The 17,630-nt window shown below is 44.5% G+C and carries 17 protein-coding genes; 11 read left to right on the top strand and 6 right to left on the bottom strand.

Annotated elements, in window-relative coordinates; all coding sequences use genetic code 11:
• Positions 1-179: 179 nt before the first annotated feature.
• Together AFK25_RS04250 and AFK25_RS04255 are read right to left on the bottom strand one after the other, a co-directional pair.
• A complete protein-coding gene (locus AFK25_RS04250; protein ID WP_035064230.1) occupies positions 180-1,283 on the bottom strand; it encodes a CdaR family transcriptional regulator in 1,104 nt (367 codons plus the stop codon).
• A 75-nt stretch (positions 1,284-1,358) separates the two neighbouring features.
• Positions 1,359-3,122, bottom strand: coding sequence for a methyl-accepting chemotaxis protein (locus tag AFK25_RS04255; RefSeq protein WP_035064228.1), 1,764 nt, complete (start codon positions 3,120-3,122; stop codon positions 1,359-1,361).
• A gap of 175 nt (positions 3,123-3,297) precedes the next feature.
• On the opposite strand from AFK25_RS04255, the gene AFK25_RS04260 reads away from it, so the two are divergent.
• From AFK25_RS04260 to AFK25_RS04285, 6 genes are all read left to right on the top strand, one after another.
• A complete protein-coding gene (locus tag AFK25_RS04260) occupies positions 3,298-4,314 on the top strand; it encodes a LacI family DNA-binding transcriptional regulator (protein ID WP_026011589.1) in 1,017 nt (338 codons plus the stop codon).
• Between the two features lie 69 nt (positions 4,315-4,383).
• Positions 4,384-6,726, top strand: coding sequence for a glycoside hydrolase family 65 protein (locus AFK25_RS04265; protein ID WP_035064225.1), 2,343 nt, complete (start codon positions 4,384-4,386; stop codon positions 6,724-6,726).
• Complete coding sequence (pgmB, locus tag AFK25_RS04270; RefSeq protein WP_081957640.1) at positions 6,723-7,412, top strand: beta-phosphoglucomutase; 690 nt, start codon at positions 6,723-6,725, stop codon at positions 7,410-7,412. The genes AFK25_RS04265 and pgmB overlap by 4 nt, the downstream gene beginning before the upstream one ends.
• 53 nt (positions 7,413-7,465) lie before the next feature.
• Complete coding sequence (locus AFK25_RS04275; RefSeq protein ID WP_020424528.1) at positions 7,466-8,731, top strand: ABC transporter substrate-binding protein; 1,266 nt, start codon at positions 7,466-7,468, stop codon at positions 8,729-8,731.
• 102 nt (positions 8,732-8,833) lie between these two features.
• Entirely contained in the window at positions 8,834-9,724 is an 891-nt protein-coding gene (locus AFK25_RS04280; RefSeq protein ID WP_035064222.1) for a carbohydrate ABC transporter permease, read from the top strand.
• 13 nt (positions 9,725-9,737) lie between these two features.
• Positions 9,738-10,553 (top strand): carbohydrate ABC transporter permease, encoded by an 816-nt coding sequence (locus AFK25_RS04285; RefSeq protein ID WP_009362501.1) that lies wholly within the window; start codon positions 9,738-9,740, stop codon positions 10,551-10,553.
• 26 nt (positions 10,554-10,579) lie between these two features.
• Here AFK25_RS04285 and AFK25_RS04290 read toward each other — a convergent pair whose 3' ends face one another.
• Positions 10,580-10,915: a DUF3905 domain-containing protein gene (locus AFK25_RS04290; RefSeq protein WP_035064219.1), complete on the bottom strand. Its 336-nt coding sequence runs from the start codon at positions 10,913-10,915 to the stop codon at positions 10,580-10,582.
• A gap of 83 nt (positions 10,916-10,998) precedes the next feature.
• Between AFK25_RS04290 and AFK25_RS15075 the strand changes: the two genes are divergently transcribed.
• Genes AFK25_RS15075 through AFK25_RS15085 form a run of 3 tightly spaced genes read left to right on the top strand, consistent with a single transcriptional unit; the run spans position 10,999 to position 11,437 of the window.
• A complete protein-coding gene (locus AFK25_RS15075) occupies positions 10,999-11,145 on the top strand; it encodes a hypothetical protein (RefSeq protein ID WP_165569750.1) in 147 nt (48 codons plus the stop codon).
• Complete coding sequence (locus AFK25_RS15080) at positions 11,142-11,297, top strand: hypothetical protein (protein ID WP_006321568.1); 156 nt, start codon at positions 11,142-11,144, stop codon at positions 11,295-11,297. Before AFK25_RS15075 ends, AFK25_RS15080 begins: the two co-directional genes overlap by 4 nt.
• Positions 11,294-11,437 carry a hypothetical protein gene (locus AFK25_RS15085; protein ID WP_009362504.1) on the top strand — a complete coding sequence of 48 codons (144 nt, stop codon included), beginning with the start codon at positions 11,294-11,296 and terminating at the stop codon, positions 11,435-11,437. The genes AFK25_RS15080 and AFK25_RS15085 overlap by 4 nt, the downstream gene beginning before the upstream one ends.
• A 105-nt stretch (positions 11,438-11,542) precedes the next feature.
• On the opposite strand, the gene AFK25_RS04300 is transcribed toward AFK25_RS15085, so the two are convergent.
• From AFK25_RS04300 to AFK25_RS04310, 3 genes are all read right to left on the bottom strand, one after another.
• Entirely contained in the window at positions 11,543-12,085 is a 543-nt protein-coding gene (locus AFK25_RS04300; protein WP_035064216.1) for a LabA-like NYN domain-containing protein, read from the bottom strand.
• A gap of 192 nt (positions 12,086-12,277) precedes the next feature.
• Positions 12,278-14,008 carry a B12-binding domain-containing radical SAM protein gene (locus AFK25_RS04305; protein WP_035064213.1) on the bottom strand — a complete coding sequence of 577 codons (1,731 nt, stop codon included), beginning with the start codon at positions 14,006-14,008 and terminating at the stop codon, positions 12,278-12,280.
• A 97-nt stretch (positions 14,009-14,105) separates the two neighbouring features.
• Complete coding sequence (locus tag AFK25_RS04310) at positions 14,106-15,887, bottom strand: L-lactate permease (protein WP_035064210.1); 1,782 nt, start codon at positions 15,885-15,887, stop codon at positions 14,106-14,108.
• 199 nt (positions 15,888-16,086) lie between these two features.
• Between AFK25_RS04310 and AFK25_RS04315 the strand changes: the two genes are divergently transcribed.
• A complete protein-coding gene (locus AFK25_RS04315) occupies positions 16,087-16,806 on the top strand; it encodes a FadR/GntR family transcriptional regulator (RefSeq protein ID WP_035064207.1) in 720 nt (239 codons plus the stop codon).
• A gap of 107 nt (positions 16,807-16,913) precedes the next feature.
• Positions 16,914-17,630 carry a (Fe-S)-binding protein gene (locus tag AFK25_RS04320; RefSeq protein ID WP_035064205.1) on the top strand — a complete coding sequence of 239 codons (717 nt, stop codon included), beginning with the start codon at positions 16,914-16,916 and terminating at the stop codon, positions 17,628-17,630.

Below are 17,630 nucleotides of genomic sequence, written 5' to 3' on the forward strand. Positions count from 1 at the left end.
AGCGCCATCGGCTTGAGCCGCTCCGCCCCACACTGCGGCGGCGACAGCCTCCTCGGTGGGGCTTGTGCGCTCTTCGCCGATAGGCGGGCGCTTTGCGCTTTTCTTATTTGTACTATAAGCATAAAAAAAAGCGGGGAAACCCGCTATGGATGAACATATAAAAATAAAACGTTTACATGCTATTTTTTTGTTGTTTCATCTAAAAAACGAATCGCTAAATATAAAGTGATGACATGTTCGAAGTTGCGCACGTTTAAATTTGTATATTGTTGTATTTTTTTTAATCGGTAATGGAGCGTATTAATATGAATGTGAAGCGCTTCGGCTGTTTGTTTGAGCGATAAGTTGTGCGCGAAAAATGTGCGGAGTGTTTGAAGCAGTTCTCCGTCGTTCATTAACGGCTCAATCGTTCGTTTTATGAGCTCTTGTTTTGTCGCAAGCGAAATGTCTTCTAAACACATATCTAGCCGTAAGTCTTCGTCAAAGATGATCTCCTCGGTTTGTTTCGCGACATGAAGGGCGCGCTCCGCTTGTTTATATGACTCATACACGTGTTTGGCATCGGTCGTTTTTCCGCATCCGACATGAAACGTGACGCGATATTTTTCGAACACCGATCGTTGTAACGCTTTTATTTTTGCGATCGTTCGTTCTTTGTCGTCGTCCATTTGCAAAAAAAGCAAGCGGTCGTTTCCCCAGCGAACGATAATGTCGCGTTTGTCGTCCCAAGCGGCTTGGATGAATTTCCACATCTCTATTGAAATCGTCCGTTCTTGATCGTTTAACGAAGCGATGATGACGCGCCGCTTCGCTGTTAAGTCGATATGAAACAGTTGGGCGCGCTCGAAAAAAGACGGTGACCATTCGCGCGCTTGCAGCCATTCAAACACGAACGTTTCAAGCGCCCGCGCTTGCAGCTGAAGCTGTTCGGTATAATAGTTTTCTTGAATAAGAAGCTCCGTCATTTTTTTCAACAGTTCTCCATACGGCGATACGTTTGCAGGGTTGCCTGTAATGCCGATGACGCCAATGACGTCGCCGTGAAAAAAAATCGGCAAGTTAATGCCTGCTTTTACTCCTTTTAATACCCCTTCATCTTGCTTTGTAATGATTCGTTTTTTCTTTTGTTGATAAACGAGAAACGCTCCTTCGTGAAATTGACCGATGCGCGTTGTGTCGGTGCTTGCCATAATGATGCCGTTCGTATCGACGATAATAATGTCTTCATCGATGAGGCGACGCACGTCGGATACAATTTTTTTTGCGAGGTGAGAAGAGAGCATTCGTTCACTTCCTTTCTTCATGTAGCATACGAAAAGAAACCGTCCTTTCGCTTGACCGAAAGGACGGTGCCTAAATTACATGTGGAAACGTGCGACCGTTTGGCGCAGTTGTTCGGCCGTGCTTGCGAGCTCTTGCGAAGAAGCGAGCAGCTCTTGCATCGTTGCATTTTGTTCTTCGGTTGTGGCAGCGACTTGTTCAATATTTCTTGCTGATTGTGATGAAATATCAATAATTTGATCAGCGAATGACGTCATCGTTTTTACTTTTTCATCAACGGAACGAATCGTTTCGTTTACCGCATCGCTTTCTGCTTGGACGCGCGCCATATCCGCAGAAATGGCACGGAAAATATGTCCGACTTGTTCAACGAGCGAATGGCCGCATTGGAACGACTCGCTGCTTTCTTGCATGACGTGCACTGCATGCACCGTTTGTGTTTGGGACTGTTCAGCTAGCGTGCGAATGTTTCCTGCCGCTTGTGCCGTCTGTTCGGCTAGTTTGCGCACTTCTTCTGCCACAACGCCAAACCCTTTTCCGTGTTCGCCCGCTCGTGCCGCTTCGATGGCAGCATTTAACGCAAGCAAATTCGTTTGGTCAGAAATGTTTGTAATAAAGCCGACGATTTGATGAATTTCTTTTGATTTATCATTTAACGATTCAATGACGGAAGCGAGGCGTTCGATTTGTTCGCGGATGAGCTTCATTTGTGCAACCGTTTGCTCTACTAGTGATGTTCCTTCATGAACGCGCTTCGTTGCTTCCGTTGTTCGTTTCGCTGTTTCACCTACTTTGTTCATGACGGTCGTTAATGCATCGGATACGCTATGCACCGCTTCGTTCGTTTGTTTCGATACGTTCACTTGTTCATCTGCCCCTGATGCGACTTGGAGAATCGCTTGTGTAATTTGTTCGTTTGCTTCCGTTGTCGCTTCCGCGTTTAACCGCAACGTGTGCGACATGTCGTTTACATGTGCAGCAACCGCTTGAATTTGGGCGATCGACTGTTCAAGCCCGTCCGCTAATTCGTTCATCGCTTCGGCAATTTGCCCGACTTCATCCGTTTTTGTATCCGTCAAGCGCTGGACGCGCAAATTGCCGCGCGCAAGCTCATGGCAAACGTGGACGACTTGCTGTAATCGTCTGCGTATTTTTCGGCTAACAACAATGAGGGAGATGACAGATAAAACGATCGCAACAGCGACTGTAATCAACATCATAAAAATGTTTTTCGCAATCGTATCGTTCATTTGCGTCGTCAGCGCGCTTCGTTCATTGACGACGATGTTTCGTAACACATCGAGTTTTTCGATGCTCATATCGCGGATGGTCGCGGCTTTATTTTGAAAGCTAATGACTTGGAAAATGTCGATTTGTTCACCGCGATCACGATACGATAACACCGCAGGTTGAATCGTTTTATAAAGCAATTCATTTAACTGATTTTCAATCGAAATCGTCGAGCGATATATCGTTTTTGCTTCTTCTGTTTGTATATGCGGCTCTAATTGTTTCATTTTATCGCTAAACTGTTTCGTTAAATCGCTGTATTGCCAAAGTGTTTCTGGGCGGGGGTTTGTCATATAGTCGGTAATGACAATATATTTTTGTTTAAATAAAGAGCCGATGTCGGTAATTAAAATCGCTTCGTCGCTTTTTTGTTCGACTTGTTTGACGACGTTTGTTAAGTTATTGACGAGTAAAAATACAAAAATGAAAACGCTGACAAATAAAAGTGTAGCAAAGCTGAAAACGATCCCATACTTTTTCCCGATCGTCGTCGTTTTTTCTCGTTGGTTCGTTTTCTTTTTTTTCTGAAAAAGACTCGTCCATCGCTTCATCAAGAGGCCCCTCCTTTACTTTTTTCTCATTATAGCACGAAGATGACAAAGAGAGGGAGAACATTTTTGGAAAAAATGCTACGAATTTTGTCACAAATTTTTTGTTGCAATCGGTTTCAACTTCGTTTACAATTCAAATCAACAAGGAATCCGAAACGTTTTGGAGGAAATGAAAGTGACAACAATTAAAGATATCGCGAAAGCGGCTGGCGTGTCGGTGACGACTGTTTCTCGCGCGTTAAACGGCTATTCCGACGTTAGTGAAAAGACGCGCAAAAAAATTATCGACATCGCCAAGCAGCTCAATTACAGCCCGAATACGCTTGCGCGAAGCCTTGTCATGAACAAATCGAAAACGATTGGGTTGCTCGTTTCAGGCATGACGCGCTCAGCGGTAAAGGATAACTTTACGTTTGAAGTGATGACAGGCGTTAACGATTACATCGCTAAAACAGATTATGACGTCATTTTGTTTAATACAAATTCGACGAAACAAAGGGAAAAAACGTATTCGCAACTATGTCGCGAACGGCGGGTCGATGGTGTCATTTTACAAGGAATTAAAACAGATGATCCGTACTTAACGGAAGTTGTCGAAAGCGACATTCCGTGCGTATTAATTGACATTCCGATTCAGTCCGACCGCGTCGGATATGTGACGACCGATAACGTGTACGGCGCGAAAAAAGCGGTGCAACATTTGCTTGAGCTTGGGCATCGCAACATTGCGATGATGAACGGGCACGACTACGCATTTGTTAGCAAGCAGCGCCTGCAAGGATTTTATGAGGCGATGGAAGAAGCGAACGTACCGATTCGAAAAGAGTGGGTGATTAATGGCGATTTTTCCGAAGAGATGGCGGAAGCGAGGGCATACGAGTTGTTTCAAAGCGAACCGAATATTACTGCCATCTTTTGCGCCAGCGACTTAATGGCGCTCGGTGTCATGAGAGCGCTCAAACAGCTCGGCTTGCGCGTGCCTGATGACGTATCGGTCGTTGGATATGATGATATTTTGCTTGCGTCATACGTGTCTCCCGCATTAACGACGGTGGCGCAAAATAAATTTCAAATGGGTTATGAAGCGGCAAGCATGCTTATTGATATGTTGGAAGGAAACGAAGCAAAAGTCGTGACGTTGCGGACGCAACTTGTCGTGCGCGAGTCAACGGCGCCGATGAAAAAAGGGTAGCCCTTTTTTCATACCGAAAATCCGAAACGTTTTGGATCACATCATTCATACGAGGAAAGGGAGTTTACGATGCTGCAATACAACTTAGGAACAGGCGAGTATAAAAACTGGATCGTATCAGAAGTCGCATTCAATCCGCATTATCTTGGAAAATGTGAAGCGATTATGGCGCTTGGCAACGGGTATATGGGGCTTCGTTCAGCGACGGAAGAATCGTACGTCGGGCAAGTGCGCAATTTGTTTGTTGCCGGTACGTTTAACCAGTTTGATGAATACGAAGTGACAGAACTGCCGAACGCACCTGATGTCGTTGCGTTAGACATTTGGTTAAATGATGAAAAGTTTTCGTTAGAAAAAGGGAAAATCATTCATTATCGTCGCGACTTAAATGTGAAAGATGCCGAATTAGTGCGCCACGTCATTTGGGAAAATACGCGCGGAGAGCAGTTTGAGCTGACGTTTCGCCGCTTTGTGTCGCTAAAAAATTTACATCTCATCGGCATGAAGATGGAAATAAAACCGCTCAATGGCGATGTAAACATTCGAATCACATCAGGCATTAACGGGCAAATGACAAATAGCGGAGCACAACATTTCCATGAAGGGGAAAAGCGCATTTTTGATAAAAAATATTTGCAACTTATTCAAACGACGACTGAATCGAAAATTGATTTTGTCGTCAATGCGGTGCATCGGTATATGATTGACGGAAAAGAAATTGAAACAGAGCCGCGCATGGCGATCGACCGCCGGAAAGTGTTTATTCAAGTATCGTTTGATGTCAAACAAGGAGAGACGTTCACGTTTGAAAAGCTCGCGAACGTGTACACAAGCCGCGACAAAGCGTACGATCACGATAAATATAGCCTTGATGTCATGCGGCAAGATGCGCTCAATAACTTAAAAGAAGAAGCGAAAAAAGGGTACGATGCGCTCTTTTCCGAAAACGTTTCGGAATGGAAAAAACGTTGGGAGCAAATGAATATTACGATCGAAAGCGAAAACGAATTTGACCAACTTGCGATTCGTTTTGCCCATTATCATTTAATCATTATGACGCCAGCGCACGATGCACGCTTCGGTGTTGCGGCAAAAGGGTTAACGGGCGAAGGATATAAAGGCCATTCGTTTTGGGATACGGAAATTTTCATTTTGCCGTTTTTCACGTACACGTTCCCGCATATTGCCCGCCGTTTGCTTGAATATCGTTACAACACGATTGAAGGGGCGCGCCGGAAAGCAAAAGCGAACGGCTATGAAGGAGCGATGTATCCGTGGGAGTCAGCGTTTACAGGCGATGAAGTGACACCGGTATGGGGCGCTGTTGATATTGTGACAGGAAAAGCGACGAAAATTTGGTGCGGATTTATCGAGCAACATATTACGAGCGATATCGCGTTTGCGGTATGGCAATATTACAAAGTGACAGGCGATGAAGATTTTATGAAACGTTGTGGCTATGAAATGTTGTTTGATACCGCAACGTTTTGGGCGAGCCGGTTAGAATGGAACGAAGAAAAGAAACAATATCACATTAACGATGTCATCGGTCCAGATGAATATAAAGAGCACGTCAACAACAACGCCTTTACAAACTATATGGCGCATTGGAATATCGAAACAGCAATTCGCTATTATGAAAGATTAAAAGAAAGCGATCCAGCGTTGCTTGACGCGTTACACGAAAAAATTGGCGTGCATGAAGCGTATAAAAAATGGAAAGAAAAAGTCGATCTCATTTACTTGCCGCAGCCGCGCGAAGAAGATCTCGTCATTCCGCAAGATGACACGTATTTAACAAAACAAATCATTGACTTAACGAAATATAAAAAGCAGACGCGCGTCGGCACGATTTTTGAAGATTACAATATGGAACAAGTGAACAACATGCAAGTATCGAAACAAGCGGACATTATGGTGTTGTTTTACTTGCTAGAAAATAAGTTTTCCCAAGAAGTGAAACGAGCGAATTGGAACTATTATGAGCCAAAAACGTTGCACGATTCATCGCTCAGCTTATCGACACATTGCATTTTAGCGAGCGATATGGACGATCGGGAGCTAGCGTATCAATTGTTTGAACAAGCGTCCCGCATCGACTTAGGCCCGAATATGAAATCATCGGATCACGGCATGCATACCGCATCGATTGGCGGCATATGGCAATCGGTCGTATGCGGATTTGGCGGCGTGCGCATGCTTGACGGAAAGCTGCGCATTCATCCGAAACTTCCAAAACAATGGAAAACATTATCGTTTCCAATATATTGGCGCGGTGATCGGTTAGAAGTCACGGTCACGCACGAGTCGCTCGTCGTGAAAAAAGTGACGAACGTTCACGATGTCGTTTCGTTTGATGTGTTCGGCACGACATACGAAGTAAAAGACGAAGTGACGATTCCACTTGCATGAAAGGATTTGACATGATGAACAAGCAACTGAAAGCAGTCATTTTCGACTTAGACGGTGTCATTACCGATACGGCAGAGTATCATTTTATCGCATGGAAACAGCTTGCGGAGGAACTAGGGATCACGTTTGATCGCACATTTAACGAGCAGTTAAAAGGGGTGAGTCGCATGGAGTCGCTCGAGCGCATTTTAGCGCTCGGCGGCCAAACAGAGCGCTATACAGCCGCAGAAAAAGAGGCGCTGGCGCATAAAAAAAATGAGCATTATAAACAGCTCATCGCGCGCATGACGCCAAATGATTTACTTCCCGGCATACTCGATTTATTGCGCGAACTAAAACGTGAAAACGTGAAAATCGGCTTAGCATCGGCGAGTAAAAATGCGTTTACCGTCATCGAACGGCTACAAATTGGCGAATATTTCGATACGATCGTCGATGCAGCGAAAATAAAACATAGCAAACCGCACCCAGAAATTTTCTTGACTGCTGCCAAGCAGTTACAAGTCGATCCGTCCGCGTGCGTCGGAGTAGAAGATGCACAAGCGGGTGTGGCGGCCATTCAAGCGGCGAACATGTTCGCCATTGGCGTCGGCGACAAAGAAGCGTTAAAAGAAGCCGACTACATCGTCGAAACGACAGCTGAACTAACGTACGATGCGATTGTACGTGCATTTTATCGGGAATAAGGGAGCTCGTCTCCCTTCCAAATATAAGATGAATAAGAAAGGGGTCTCGTATGATGAAAAAGAAACAATGGTTTGCCCTTGGCATGACGACGATGCTTTTTGGAAGCGTTTTAGCGGGATGTGGCAGCGAAGAAAAAACAGCAAAAAACGAAGGAAGCAATCAGAAAGAAGAACAAGTAGAAGTCACGCTTGCGGGTTGGGGCGGCAACCCGATGGAACAAAAATTGTTAAAGCAAACGTTAGATGAATTTGAGAAAAAATATCCGAACATTAAAGTGAAACATGAAGTCATTTCCGATCAATATATGGATGTCATTAAAACGCGTTTAATTGGTGGCGAAGGTCCAGACGTATTTTATTTAGATGCGTTCGAAGCGCCAGCAATGATTGAAACAGGCGTGCTAGAGCCGCTTGATGACTACGTAACAGACGATTTTGACATCAACGATTTTGAAAAACCGCTTCTCGATGCGTTTAAAGGTCCAGACGGTAAAATATACGGCTTCCCGAAAGACTATTCAACGTTAGCGCTTTTCTACAACAAAAAAATGTTTGAAGAAGCAGGGCTAGACGTACCGAAAACGTGGGATGAATTGCGCGAAGCGGCGAAAAAATTAACAAAGGGAACAGAAGTGTACGGTTTCGGGGTAGCACCGGAATTAGCGCGCCTATACTACATCGCGGAATCAAAAGGCGGCAAAGTCGTGACAGACAACAAAGCAAGCTTTGCGGATCCGAAAGTGGTCGAAGCGTTGCAGCCAATTGTTGATATGCGCTTAAAAGATAAATCAGCGGCGCAACCGAGCGAAGTTGGCGCCGGATGGGGCGGTGAAATGTTCGGTCAACAAAAAGCAGCGATGGTGATCGAAGGAAACTGGGCGATTCCGTTCCTACAAGAAACGTTCCCAAATACACCGTTCGGGACAGCAGAAGTGCCAACGATTGACGGCAAAAAAGGAACGATGGCGTATACGGTTGCTTACGTGATGAACAAAGATTCACAAAAGAAAGAAGCAGCATGGAAACTCATTTCGTTTTTAACAGGAAAAGAAGGAATGAAAATTTGGACGAGTAAAGGATTTGCGTTGCCAACACGTAAATCGGTCGCCGCTGAACTTGGATATGATAAAGATGAATTGCGCGCTGCGCTTGTTGCAGGGGCACCGTACGCGACCGTATGGCAAAACGGTACGAACTTGCCAATTATTATGAACAACTTTAACAACCAGTTTGTAAGCGCCTTTTTAGGTGAACAGCCGCTTGCAGAAGCGCTTAAAAAAGCACAAGACATTGCGAATAAAGAAATTGAAGCGAAGTAACGGCTGAGGGGAATTTCCCCTCGCTGTTCCCTTCTTTCAAGTGAAGCGTTGCACAATCTTCACTTGAAAGAGGCGAATAGCACGACAAAAGGAGATGAAAACATGTTTACTCGTAAACGATGGAGAGAAGCAGGAACGGCCTATACGTTATTGTCACCGACGTTATTTGTCCTTCTTTTATTCGTCATCGGTCCGATTTTATTTGCGATTTATTTATCGTTTCATAAAGTGCAGTTGTTAGGAACGGCAAGTTTTCAATTTGTCGGGTTCGACAACTTTGCGCGCATATTAGATGATACGCGCGCGAAAATTGCGCTTTGGAATACGGTGAAATACGTGGCGATCGTCGTGCCGACGCAAACGATGCTGGCGCTCGTTTTAGCGGCAACGCTCAATGCGGGCTTAAAAGGAGAAAAGTTTTTCCGCATCGTTTATTTTTTACCGACATTAACCTCATCAGCTGTTTTGACGCTTATTTTTATGTGGATGTATAACCAAAATGGTCTTGTCAACCACGTGCTTGCGTTTTTCGGCTTGCCGACGTACAACTGGCTTGGCGATCCGTCTGTCGCTTTAAACGCCATTATGATTATGAACATTTGGTCAACGGCACCGTTTTTTATGGTCATTTATTTAGCGGCATTGCAAGACATTCCCGATTCGTTATATGAAGCGGCAGAGTTAGACGGAGCAAACGCTTGGCATAAGTTTTGGTACGTCACTGTTCCGTATTTAAAACCGGTCACATCGTTTGTCGTCATTATGGGGTTAATCGGTACGTTTCAATTGTTCGACCAATCGTACATTTTCTCAGGCGGTTCGGGCGGACCGAACAATGCGACGTTAACGGTTGTTCTTCTTATTTATCAATATGCGTTTAAATCGCTTGGAACGATGGGATATGCAGCCGCGCTTGCTTTTGCGTTAGCGATCGTCATTTTACTTGCGACGTGGTTGCAGCGGAAATTTTCAAAAGAAGAGTCGCTCTACTAAAGGAGGGAAGGACATGAAAATAGGCAAAGCGTTGTTATATACGATTCTCGTTTTATATGCGATCGTGACAATGATTCCGTTTTTATGGGCGCTTTCATCATCGTTTAAAACGCTTGAAGAAATTGTAAGTGGTTCGATCCGCTTTATTCCAGAACATTTTACGCTCGATAACTATAAACAAATTTTTATTGAACAAGAGCTATTTCCTCGTTGGTTTATGAATAGCGTCATCATTGCGGTGACGGTGACGGTCTTAAACTTAATCTTTAACTCGATGGCAGGCTATGCGCTCGCTCGCCTTCATTTCCGAGGAAAACAGACGATTTTTATGATCATTCTTGCGGTATTAATGATTCCGGCACAAGTGACGATGATTCCGAACTATTTAATTTTAAAACAGCTCGGTTGGCTGAACTCATATCAAGGAATGATTGTCCCAGCGATGATTAACGCGACATTTATTTTTATGATGCGTCAATTTTTCATTAACTTCCCGAAAGAGTTAGAAGAAGCTGCGGCGCTAGATGGGTTAAGCCGCATCGGCACATTTTTCCGCATCGTGTTGCCGCTTGCTCGCCCAGCGCTCGCCGCGCAAGCCATTTTCGTTTTTATGGGTTCGTGGAACGACTTTATGCGTCCGCTTATCATTTTATCCGATCCGAACTTGTTTACGTTGCCGCTTGGGTTAAATAGTTTTAAAGGACAATACATTAGCTATTGGAACTACATTATGGCGGCATCGATGGTATTTACAATGCCTGTTTTAGTCATTTATGCGTTTTTCAACCGCTACTTTATTAAAGGCATTTCGTTTACAGGGGGGAAATAACCTCGTGCATGTCGCACGAGGTTATTTTAATCCGCCCCGTATCCGACATCTTTGTCTGGATGGGTGAACGGGGCTTGTCCGCTTCGTTTTTCTTCTAATAAGGCGCGGTTTTCGGGTGTATTCCAACCGATGTCGTTCGTCGGATGTACCCATTCATCACCTGCCATCATGCTTGGATCGGTTTCATCGCTCCATTCATTCAGCGGGGAGTGTGGCGAATTGTATTTGCTGTCGCCGATGACGACCCCGTATTTGTTTATAAATGGTGGCTGCATGCGTATGTTTGTCCCTTTAAACGACGGCGCATAAATTTGATGCGGCTGTGTCTCATCGAAAATGGGCGATTCGATTTTTTTATCCATTATCATCACCTCAGTATTAATGTGGCTTAGCAACGTATAAAATATGTTGCTTTGCGCGACATTACTTGTGAGGGGGAATGAATATGCATTTTCCAATTGCCCACTTGAACGAACGCGACATCGCCGAAGTGCAACAATTTGAGCGAAAGCTTCGTGAACAAACGGGCGAAGACATCATACTCATTGCGTACAAAAAAGAACAAACATACAGACGAGGTGAACGATCATGAAACGAAAAGTAACACATGATGCGGCGAAGACGAACAACCAAACGCCGACGGAAAGCATGCCGAAAGACGAATTTGAAGCGCAATATGCTGGTGGGGAAGATATGAGCCGCGGCGCAAACCGAAATTCGAAAAAAGGACGGCAAGGAAAATGAAAAAGAAACAAGCGGGCAAAACAGTTCCGATTCCAAGCGACATATTAAAGGAAGAATTCGGACACGAACAAGGCGACATCAATGCTCATAAAGTGATTGAGCTGTTAGAAGAAGCGAAAAAGGAAAAGAAAAATGAGTAAAGTATATTTATGAAATGATTGCATAGTATAAAGTGTAGGCGACATAGGTTCGGACTATGTAGCCATAGAGAAAGGGCTGCTTACGTATACATGAAAGCAGCCCGCTTATCGTTGTACATGTTCAAAGTCTTCTTTCTTTAGAAAAAAGTGGTCATCGCACAAATCTTTTAAATATCCTGCTTTTTGTTGATCAACGAGACAGGCTACGATATTTTTCCCTAGTTGTTGTACGACCCGAATAGCAGGTTCATAATCCGTATCTGCGCTTAACAAAATGGCTTCGTCGTAGGCGTGATGATAAGCTAAAGACACTAAATCAACGGCTATATTTACATCTGTGCCTTTTTCAATATAAATGTCTTTTCCGCTCCCATCTTGACCGACATATTTAAGATAGCCAGCTTTTGCAATGCAGTAAGGGACATGCTTGTTTAATGTATCAATAAACTTTTTTGTTGCGGCTGCCTTCGATTTATCGTGACTACTCATAGCCGTATAGTAATATAACCTTTGTAGATGACCGTTTCTTATGTCAGCTATATAGTGAGCTAATTTTCCATAGTCAATCCGCTGATAATTTCCGCTGAAAAGATTCGTAACAGCGCTTTCAAAATTATTTCCATCAATAAAAACCATGATTCTTTTCACATCCTTCTCCCCCCTAATATGACTAAAAGCGCTAGCTCCTCATGCTAGCGCTTTTTTCCATCATCTCTAAGCTATCGAATTCCGAACATTCGACAGCTACCTTCTCTAGCAAGGAACATCTCCGAATGATGTCCTTCTCGCAACTTAAAGCTTCCTTATAGTTGAAATTATAAAACTTCAATAAACGCTTTGTCAATTCGTGTCCATTTCCAAACTATACGTTTCCGCTTTCATCGTCGTTTGGTTAAAGTAAACGATCATCGCCATGTTGCATCGGCGAATATGTTTCGTTTGTAAATAATGCGGCAAGTCGAAAGGAATCATTTCGACGACGGTATGTTTAAATAATTCTTTTTCGCTGAGCGAAAGAAGGTGCGGTTGTTCGGACAGTTTTTCGTATACGCGCGCGCGTACATGTTTGTCCGTTTTTTCGTCCCACCACGGTTTGCGCGGTTTTTGTTTTTGATTGCGCAAATAGTCGTATTTCATCAACGCCTCAACGATCGGCAAGTCGTTCGTGTGTAACGTTTGTAAAAACGAATAAAGGCGGCGGAATAAATCTTCAAGTTGATGTCCGATGCGCGCCCAACCTTGTTCGTCCCAATACGTGCCGAACGCTTGGAAAAAGTCAAACGGCGTGTCAAATAGATGGGTGACGATATATTCAATCGTTTCGTCCATGCGATGATCGTTCCAATATTTTTCGAGCACATCTTCGACTTGTTTTAATCGAATGATGTCATCAAACGAAAGCACATGGTTGCACAAAATTTCATACGGTGCGCGATCCATAAAGATGTAGCCGTACTCGTTTGCTTTTTGGCGCAGCCCTGTGCCGCGCAACATTTTTAAAAAGCCGAGCTGCAACTCTTCTGGACGGAGCGCAAATACGTCGTTAAACGTTTTGCGAAACGATGTGTAATCTTCTTCCGGAAGCCCGGCAATTAAATCAAGATGTTGCGCAATTTTTCCGCCTTGTTTCACCATTGTGACGGTGCGCGTAAGCTTTTCAAAATTTTGTTTGCGCATGACGAGTTTGTTGACGTCATCGTTTGTCGATTGCACACCAATTTCAAAGCGGAACAGCCCTGGAGGTGCTTCTTTATTTAAAAACTCAATGACTTCTGGGCGCATAATGTCGGCCGTAATTTCAAATTGGAACACAACGCCTGGCACATGTTCGTCAATTAAAAATTGAAACATATCCATCGCGTAGCTCCGGCTAATGTTAAACGTCCGATCGACAAATTTAATGACTTTCGCGCCGTGTTTCATTAAATAACGCAAATCTTCCTTTATTTTTTCGCGGTCAAAATAACGAACGCCAACTTCAATCGACGATAAGCAAAATTGGCAGCTAAACGGACAGCCGCGGCTCGTTTCGACATACGTCACGCGCTTCGACAAATGCGGAATATCTTCAGGAAAGCGAAACGGCGACGGCATGTTTGCTAAGTTGATTTTATTTCTTTGCGGGTTAATGATCGCTTTCCCGTCTCGGTGAAACGCAAGCCCTGCAATGTTTGTCACATCTTCGCCACGTTCTAGTGCGGTAAGCAGCTGTTTAAACGTTTCTTCTCCTTCGCCAATGACGATATAATCAAACTCCGGCACGCGCTCTAGCCAATAAGCGACGTCATATGACACTTCTGGTCCACCGACGACGATCGTGACGGTTGGATGCACTTTTTTCAACAGCTGAATGACTTCAATCGTCTGTTCGATGTTCCAAATGTAACAGCTAAACCCGACGACATCCGGTTTGCGACGATACAAATCGGTGACGATATTTAACACCGGGTCTTTAATCGTATATTCAACAAGCTCCACATGAAACTCCGGTTGGGCGTACGCTTTTAAATATCGAATTGCTAAGTTCGTATGAATATATTTTGCGTTTAACGTTGTACAGATAATATGCACTGCAAACGACTCCTTTATATGTAGGTTGCAACGAACAATTATACCATATCCGAAGGGAAGGAAAAAGGGTGCCCTTTTTGTGAGGACACCCTTTGTATTATGCTGAAATTTGGTTTTCTGCACGTTTCGTTTTGCCGCGGTTTGATACCATAAAGAAAATGAATGCGACAACGACGACAGCATATAAGATGAACCAGATGTTGAAGCCGCCGACGATGAAGCCCATGCCGAGCATACCAGCCGCTAAAATGTAATATGTCATCGGAATGAGCGCTTTGCGAATTAAGCTTCCTTCTTGACCGACAAGACCGACTGTCGCAGAAGCCGCAACGACGTTATGGACACAAATCATATTTCCAGCTGCTCCGCCAACAGCTTGCAACGCAACGACAACCGCAGCGCCTGAAGCGGATAAACCGATGCTTTCCGCTGTACCGAATTGGAAAAGCGAGAACATCATGTTGCTGAACGTGTTACTTCCAGCGATAAACGCTCCGAGCGCACCGATGAGCGGCGCAACGATTGGCCATGCGGAACCGGCGATGTGCGACACCCCTTCCGCTAATACGAGCGGCATGCTTGCGAGTTCTTCTGTTTTTGAGTTAATGAAAATGTTGATCATCGGCACGGCGAAAATGAGCGCGGACCCTGCGCTTAATGCCGTTTTAAACGAATCGCTAAACGCTTTTTTGTAGCTTGCTGCATCCATCCGATGTAAAACGTATGTGATTAGTGAAACGATGAAGAAAATCGTACCCGGTAAATAAAGCGGTGTCGATTTAATCGCAATGCCGGAGTTAAACAAATTGTCGATGACAATCGTGACGCTTTCTCCAGTTAAAAACGTTTTTACTTCTGTCACTGTGCGCGTAATGACGAGCAAAATCGCCACTAATACGTACGGGAACCATGCGTTGAAAAGCGAAATGCGCTTTTTCGATTGCCCGATGTTCGTTTGTTCGTTGTTTAAACGACCGATCCATTCTTGTTCCCAATGGTTGCGATGCTCAAAATCAAACGTATCTTTCGGAATAAATAACCCTGCTTTGGCAGCTGGAACGACGATGATTAAGCCGATTAATGAACCGAGCAATGATGGAAACTCTGGACCGAGCACGTTCGCAATGATTGCATACGGAACGGTAAACGCAAAGCCAGCGAGCATCGCAAATTTCCAAACGCGCAATCCTTCGCGGAACGAACGGTTTTTGCCGAAAAAGCGCGTAAGCATTCCGACGACAATAAGCGGAATAAACGTTCCGATCATCGCATGAATGAGGCCGACGTTTGCGGCAATTTGCAATAAGTAATCCGTAAACTCCATATCGCCAATCGCTTTCATGACCGCTTCTTGATTCGCAAGTCCGGTGTTTACTCCAACGAGAATCGGTGTTCCAATCGCTCCGAAAGAAACAGGCGTACTTTGAATAATGAGCGCAACTAACACAGCCGCCATCGCTGGAAAGCCGATCGCAACGAGAAGCGGTGCGGCGATCGCAGCAGGTGTACCGAATCCTGCAGCCCCTTCAATAAATGAACCGAACAACCAAGCGATAATGATTGCTTGAATGCGGCGGTCAGGTGAAATGTGAATAAACCCTTGGCGAATCGTTTCAATCGCGCCGCTTTCTTTTACCGTATTTAAAAGCAACACCGCTCCAAATACGATAAACATAATTTCGATTGCCGTTTTTATACCGTTGACGCTTGCCGCAGCCACAACGTTCATTTTCGTTCCCCAAACGAATAGCGCGATGGCCGCAGTGACGACAAGCGCAACAGGCATCGCACGGCTTGCCGGCCATTTCAGTATGACAAGGAATAAGAAAACTGTTAAAATTGGCAATAGTGCGATAAATGATAACATACCGATACTCATATGCATCCCCCTTTGTTCAATGTGATGATGTAATTCCTTATCCCCTCGTCATAAGGTCATACAATCATCTGATGAGTATATCATAATGTAAGCGCAATCATTTTTCAATATGAATATTTAAAAATTTTTCACAGTTATTTTGTAGAAAAATGTGATATGATATTCTATTTATGTGGGGGAGTAAACAAGAAACAATGGGGTGGACAACGTGTACAAACAAATTAAACCGAAAAAAATATATGAAGAAGTAGCGGAAGCGATTTTACATATGATTCAAACAGGGCAGTTAAAGCCCGGCGATAAACTCGATTCCGTTCAACAGCTAGCAGAAAATTTCCAAGTTGGACGAGCAGCGATTCGTGAAGCGTTGACGGCGCTTCGGGCGATGGGGCTCATTGAAATGAAACAAGGGGAAGGCACATACGTGCGCGAGTTTGATCCAGCGATGTTGTCGTTTCCGATTTCCGCAGCGGTGCTCATGAATAAAGAAGACGTCGCTCATTTATTAGAAGTGAGAAAGCTGTTAGAAGTCGGTGCATCAGGCGTGGCAGCGAAACGAAGAACAGACGAAGATTTGCGCGCGATGCAAAGCGCCCTTACGCAAATGCGCGAAGCGATTGGCGACGAAGAACTTGGTGAAAAAGCGGACTTTTTATTTCATATGGCGATTGCGGCGGCAACGAAAAATCCGCTATTAGTGAGTTTAATGAACAACGTCTCAGGCATGATGATGGAGACGATGCGCGAGACGCGCCGCATTTGGTTGTTTGCCAAACAAGCGACGACCGAACAGCTGCTTGAAGATCATATCGCGATTTTTGAGGCGATTCGCGAAAAAAACGCCGAACTTGCCCAAGAGCGAATGAAAGACCATTTAGGGCATGTCGAAAAAGTTTTGTCCGACTATATGTCTTCATAACGGAGGGGCTTCCTCCGAACGTACTCATCAGATGACCGGTTGACTAATTTGGCAATTAGATGTAAAGTGAAAAAAAGAAAACGTTTTCTTGGAGAGGGGATCGGGGAATGAACGTCACATTATTTGTTACATGTTTAGTCGATTTGTTTCACGTCAACGTCGGAAAAGCGACAGTCGAGCTATTAGAGCGGCTTGGTTGTACGGTTCATTTTCCAGAAGCGCAAACGTGCTGTGGACAGCCGGCGTACAATAGCGGCTATGTAAAAGAAGCGAAAGAAGCGATGAAACATATGATTCGCACATTTGAACATGCCGAATATATCGTCACGCCATCTGGTTCGTGTGCGACGATGTTTAAAGAATATCCGCACATTTTTAAAGGCGACGGGGAATGGGAAGAGCGGGCGAAACGCGTGGCCGATAAAACGTATGAACTGACGCAATTTATCGTCGATGTGCTACAAGTGGAAGATGTCGGGGCGCGGTTAAAAGGAACAGCGACGTATCATACGTCATGTCATATGACGCGCTTACTTGGCGTAAAAGATGCGCCGCTTACGCTTTTGCAACATGTGAAAGATCTTGAAGTGGTGCCGCTTCCAAACGCACACAATTGTTGCGGATTTGGCGGTACGTTTTCTGTCAAAATGGGACCGATTTCGGAACAAATGGTCGATGAAAAAATTGAATGTATTGAACGAGTCGAAGCGGATTATTTAATCGGGGCCGATTGCGGCTGTTTAATGAACATCGGCGGGCGCATCGAGCGAAAAGGCAAGCCGATTCGCGTCATGCACATCGCCGAAGTGTTAAATAGCCGATAA

It is taken from the genome of Anoxybacillus gonensis, assembly GCF_001187595.1.
GTDB lineage: Bacteria > Bacillota > Bacilli > Bacillales > Anoxybacillaceae > Anoxybacillus > Anoxybacillus gonensis.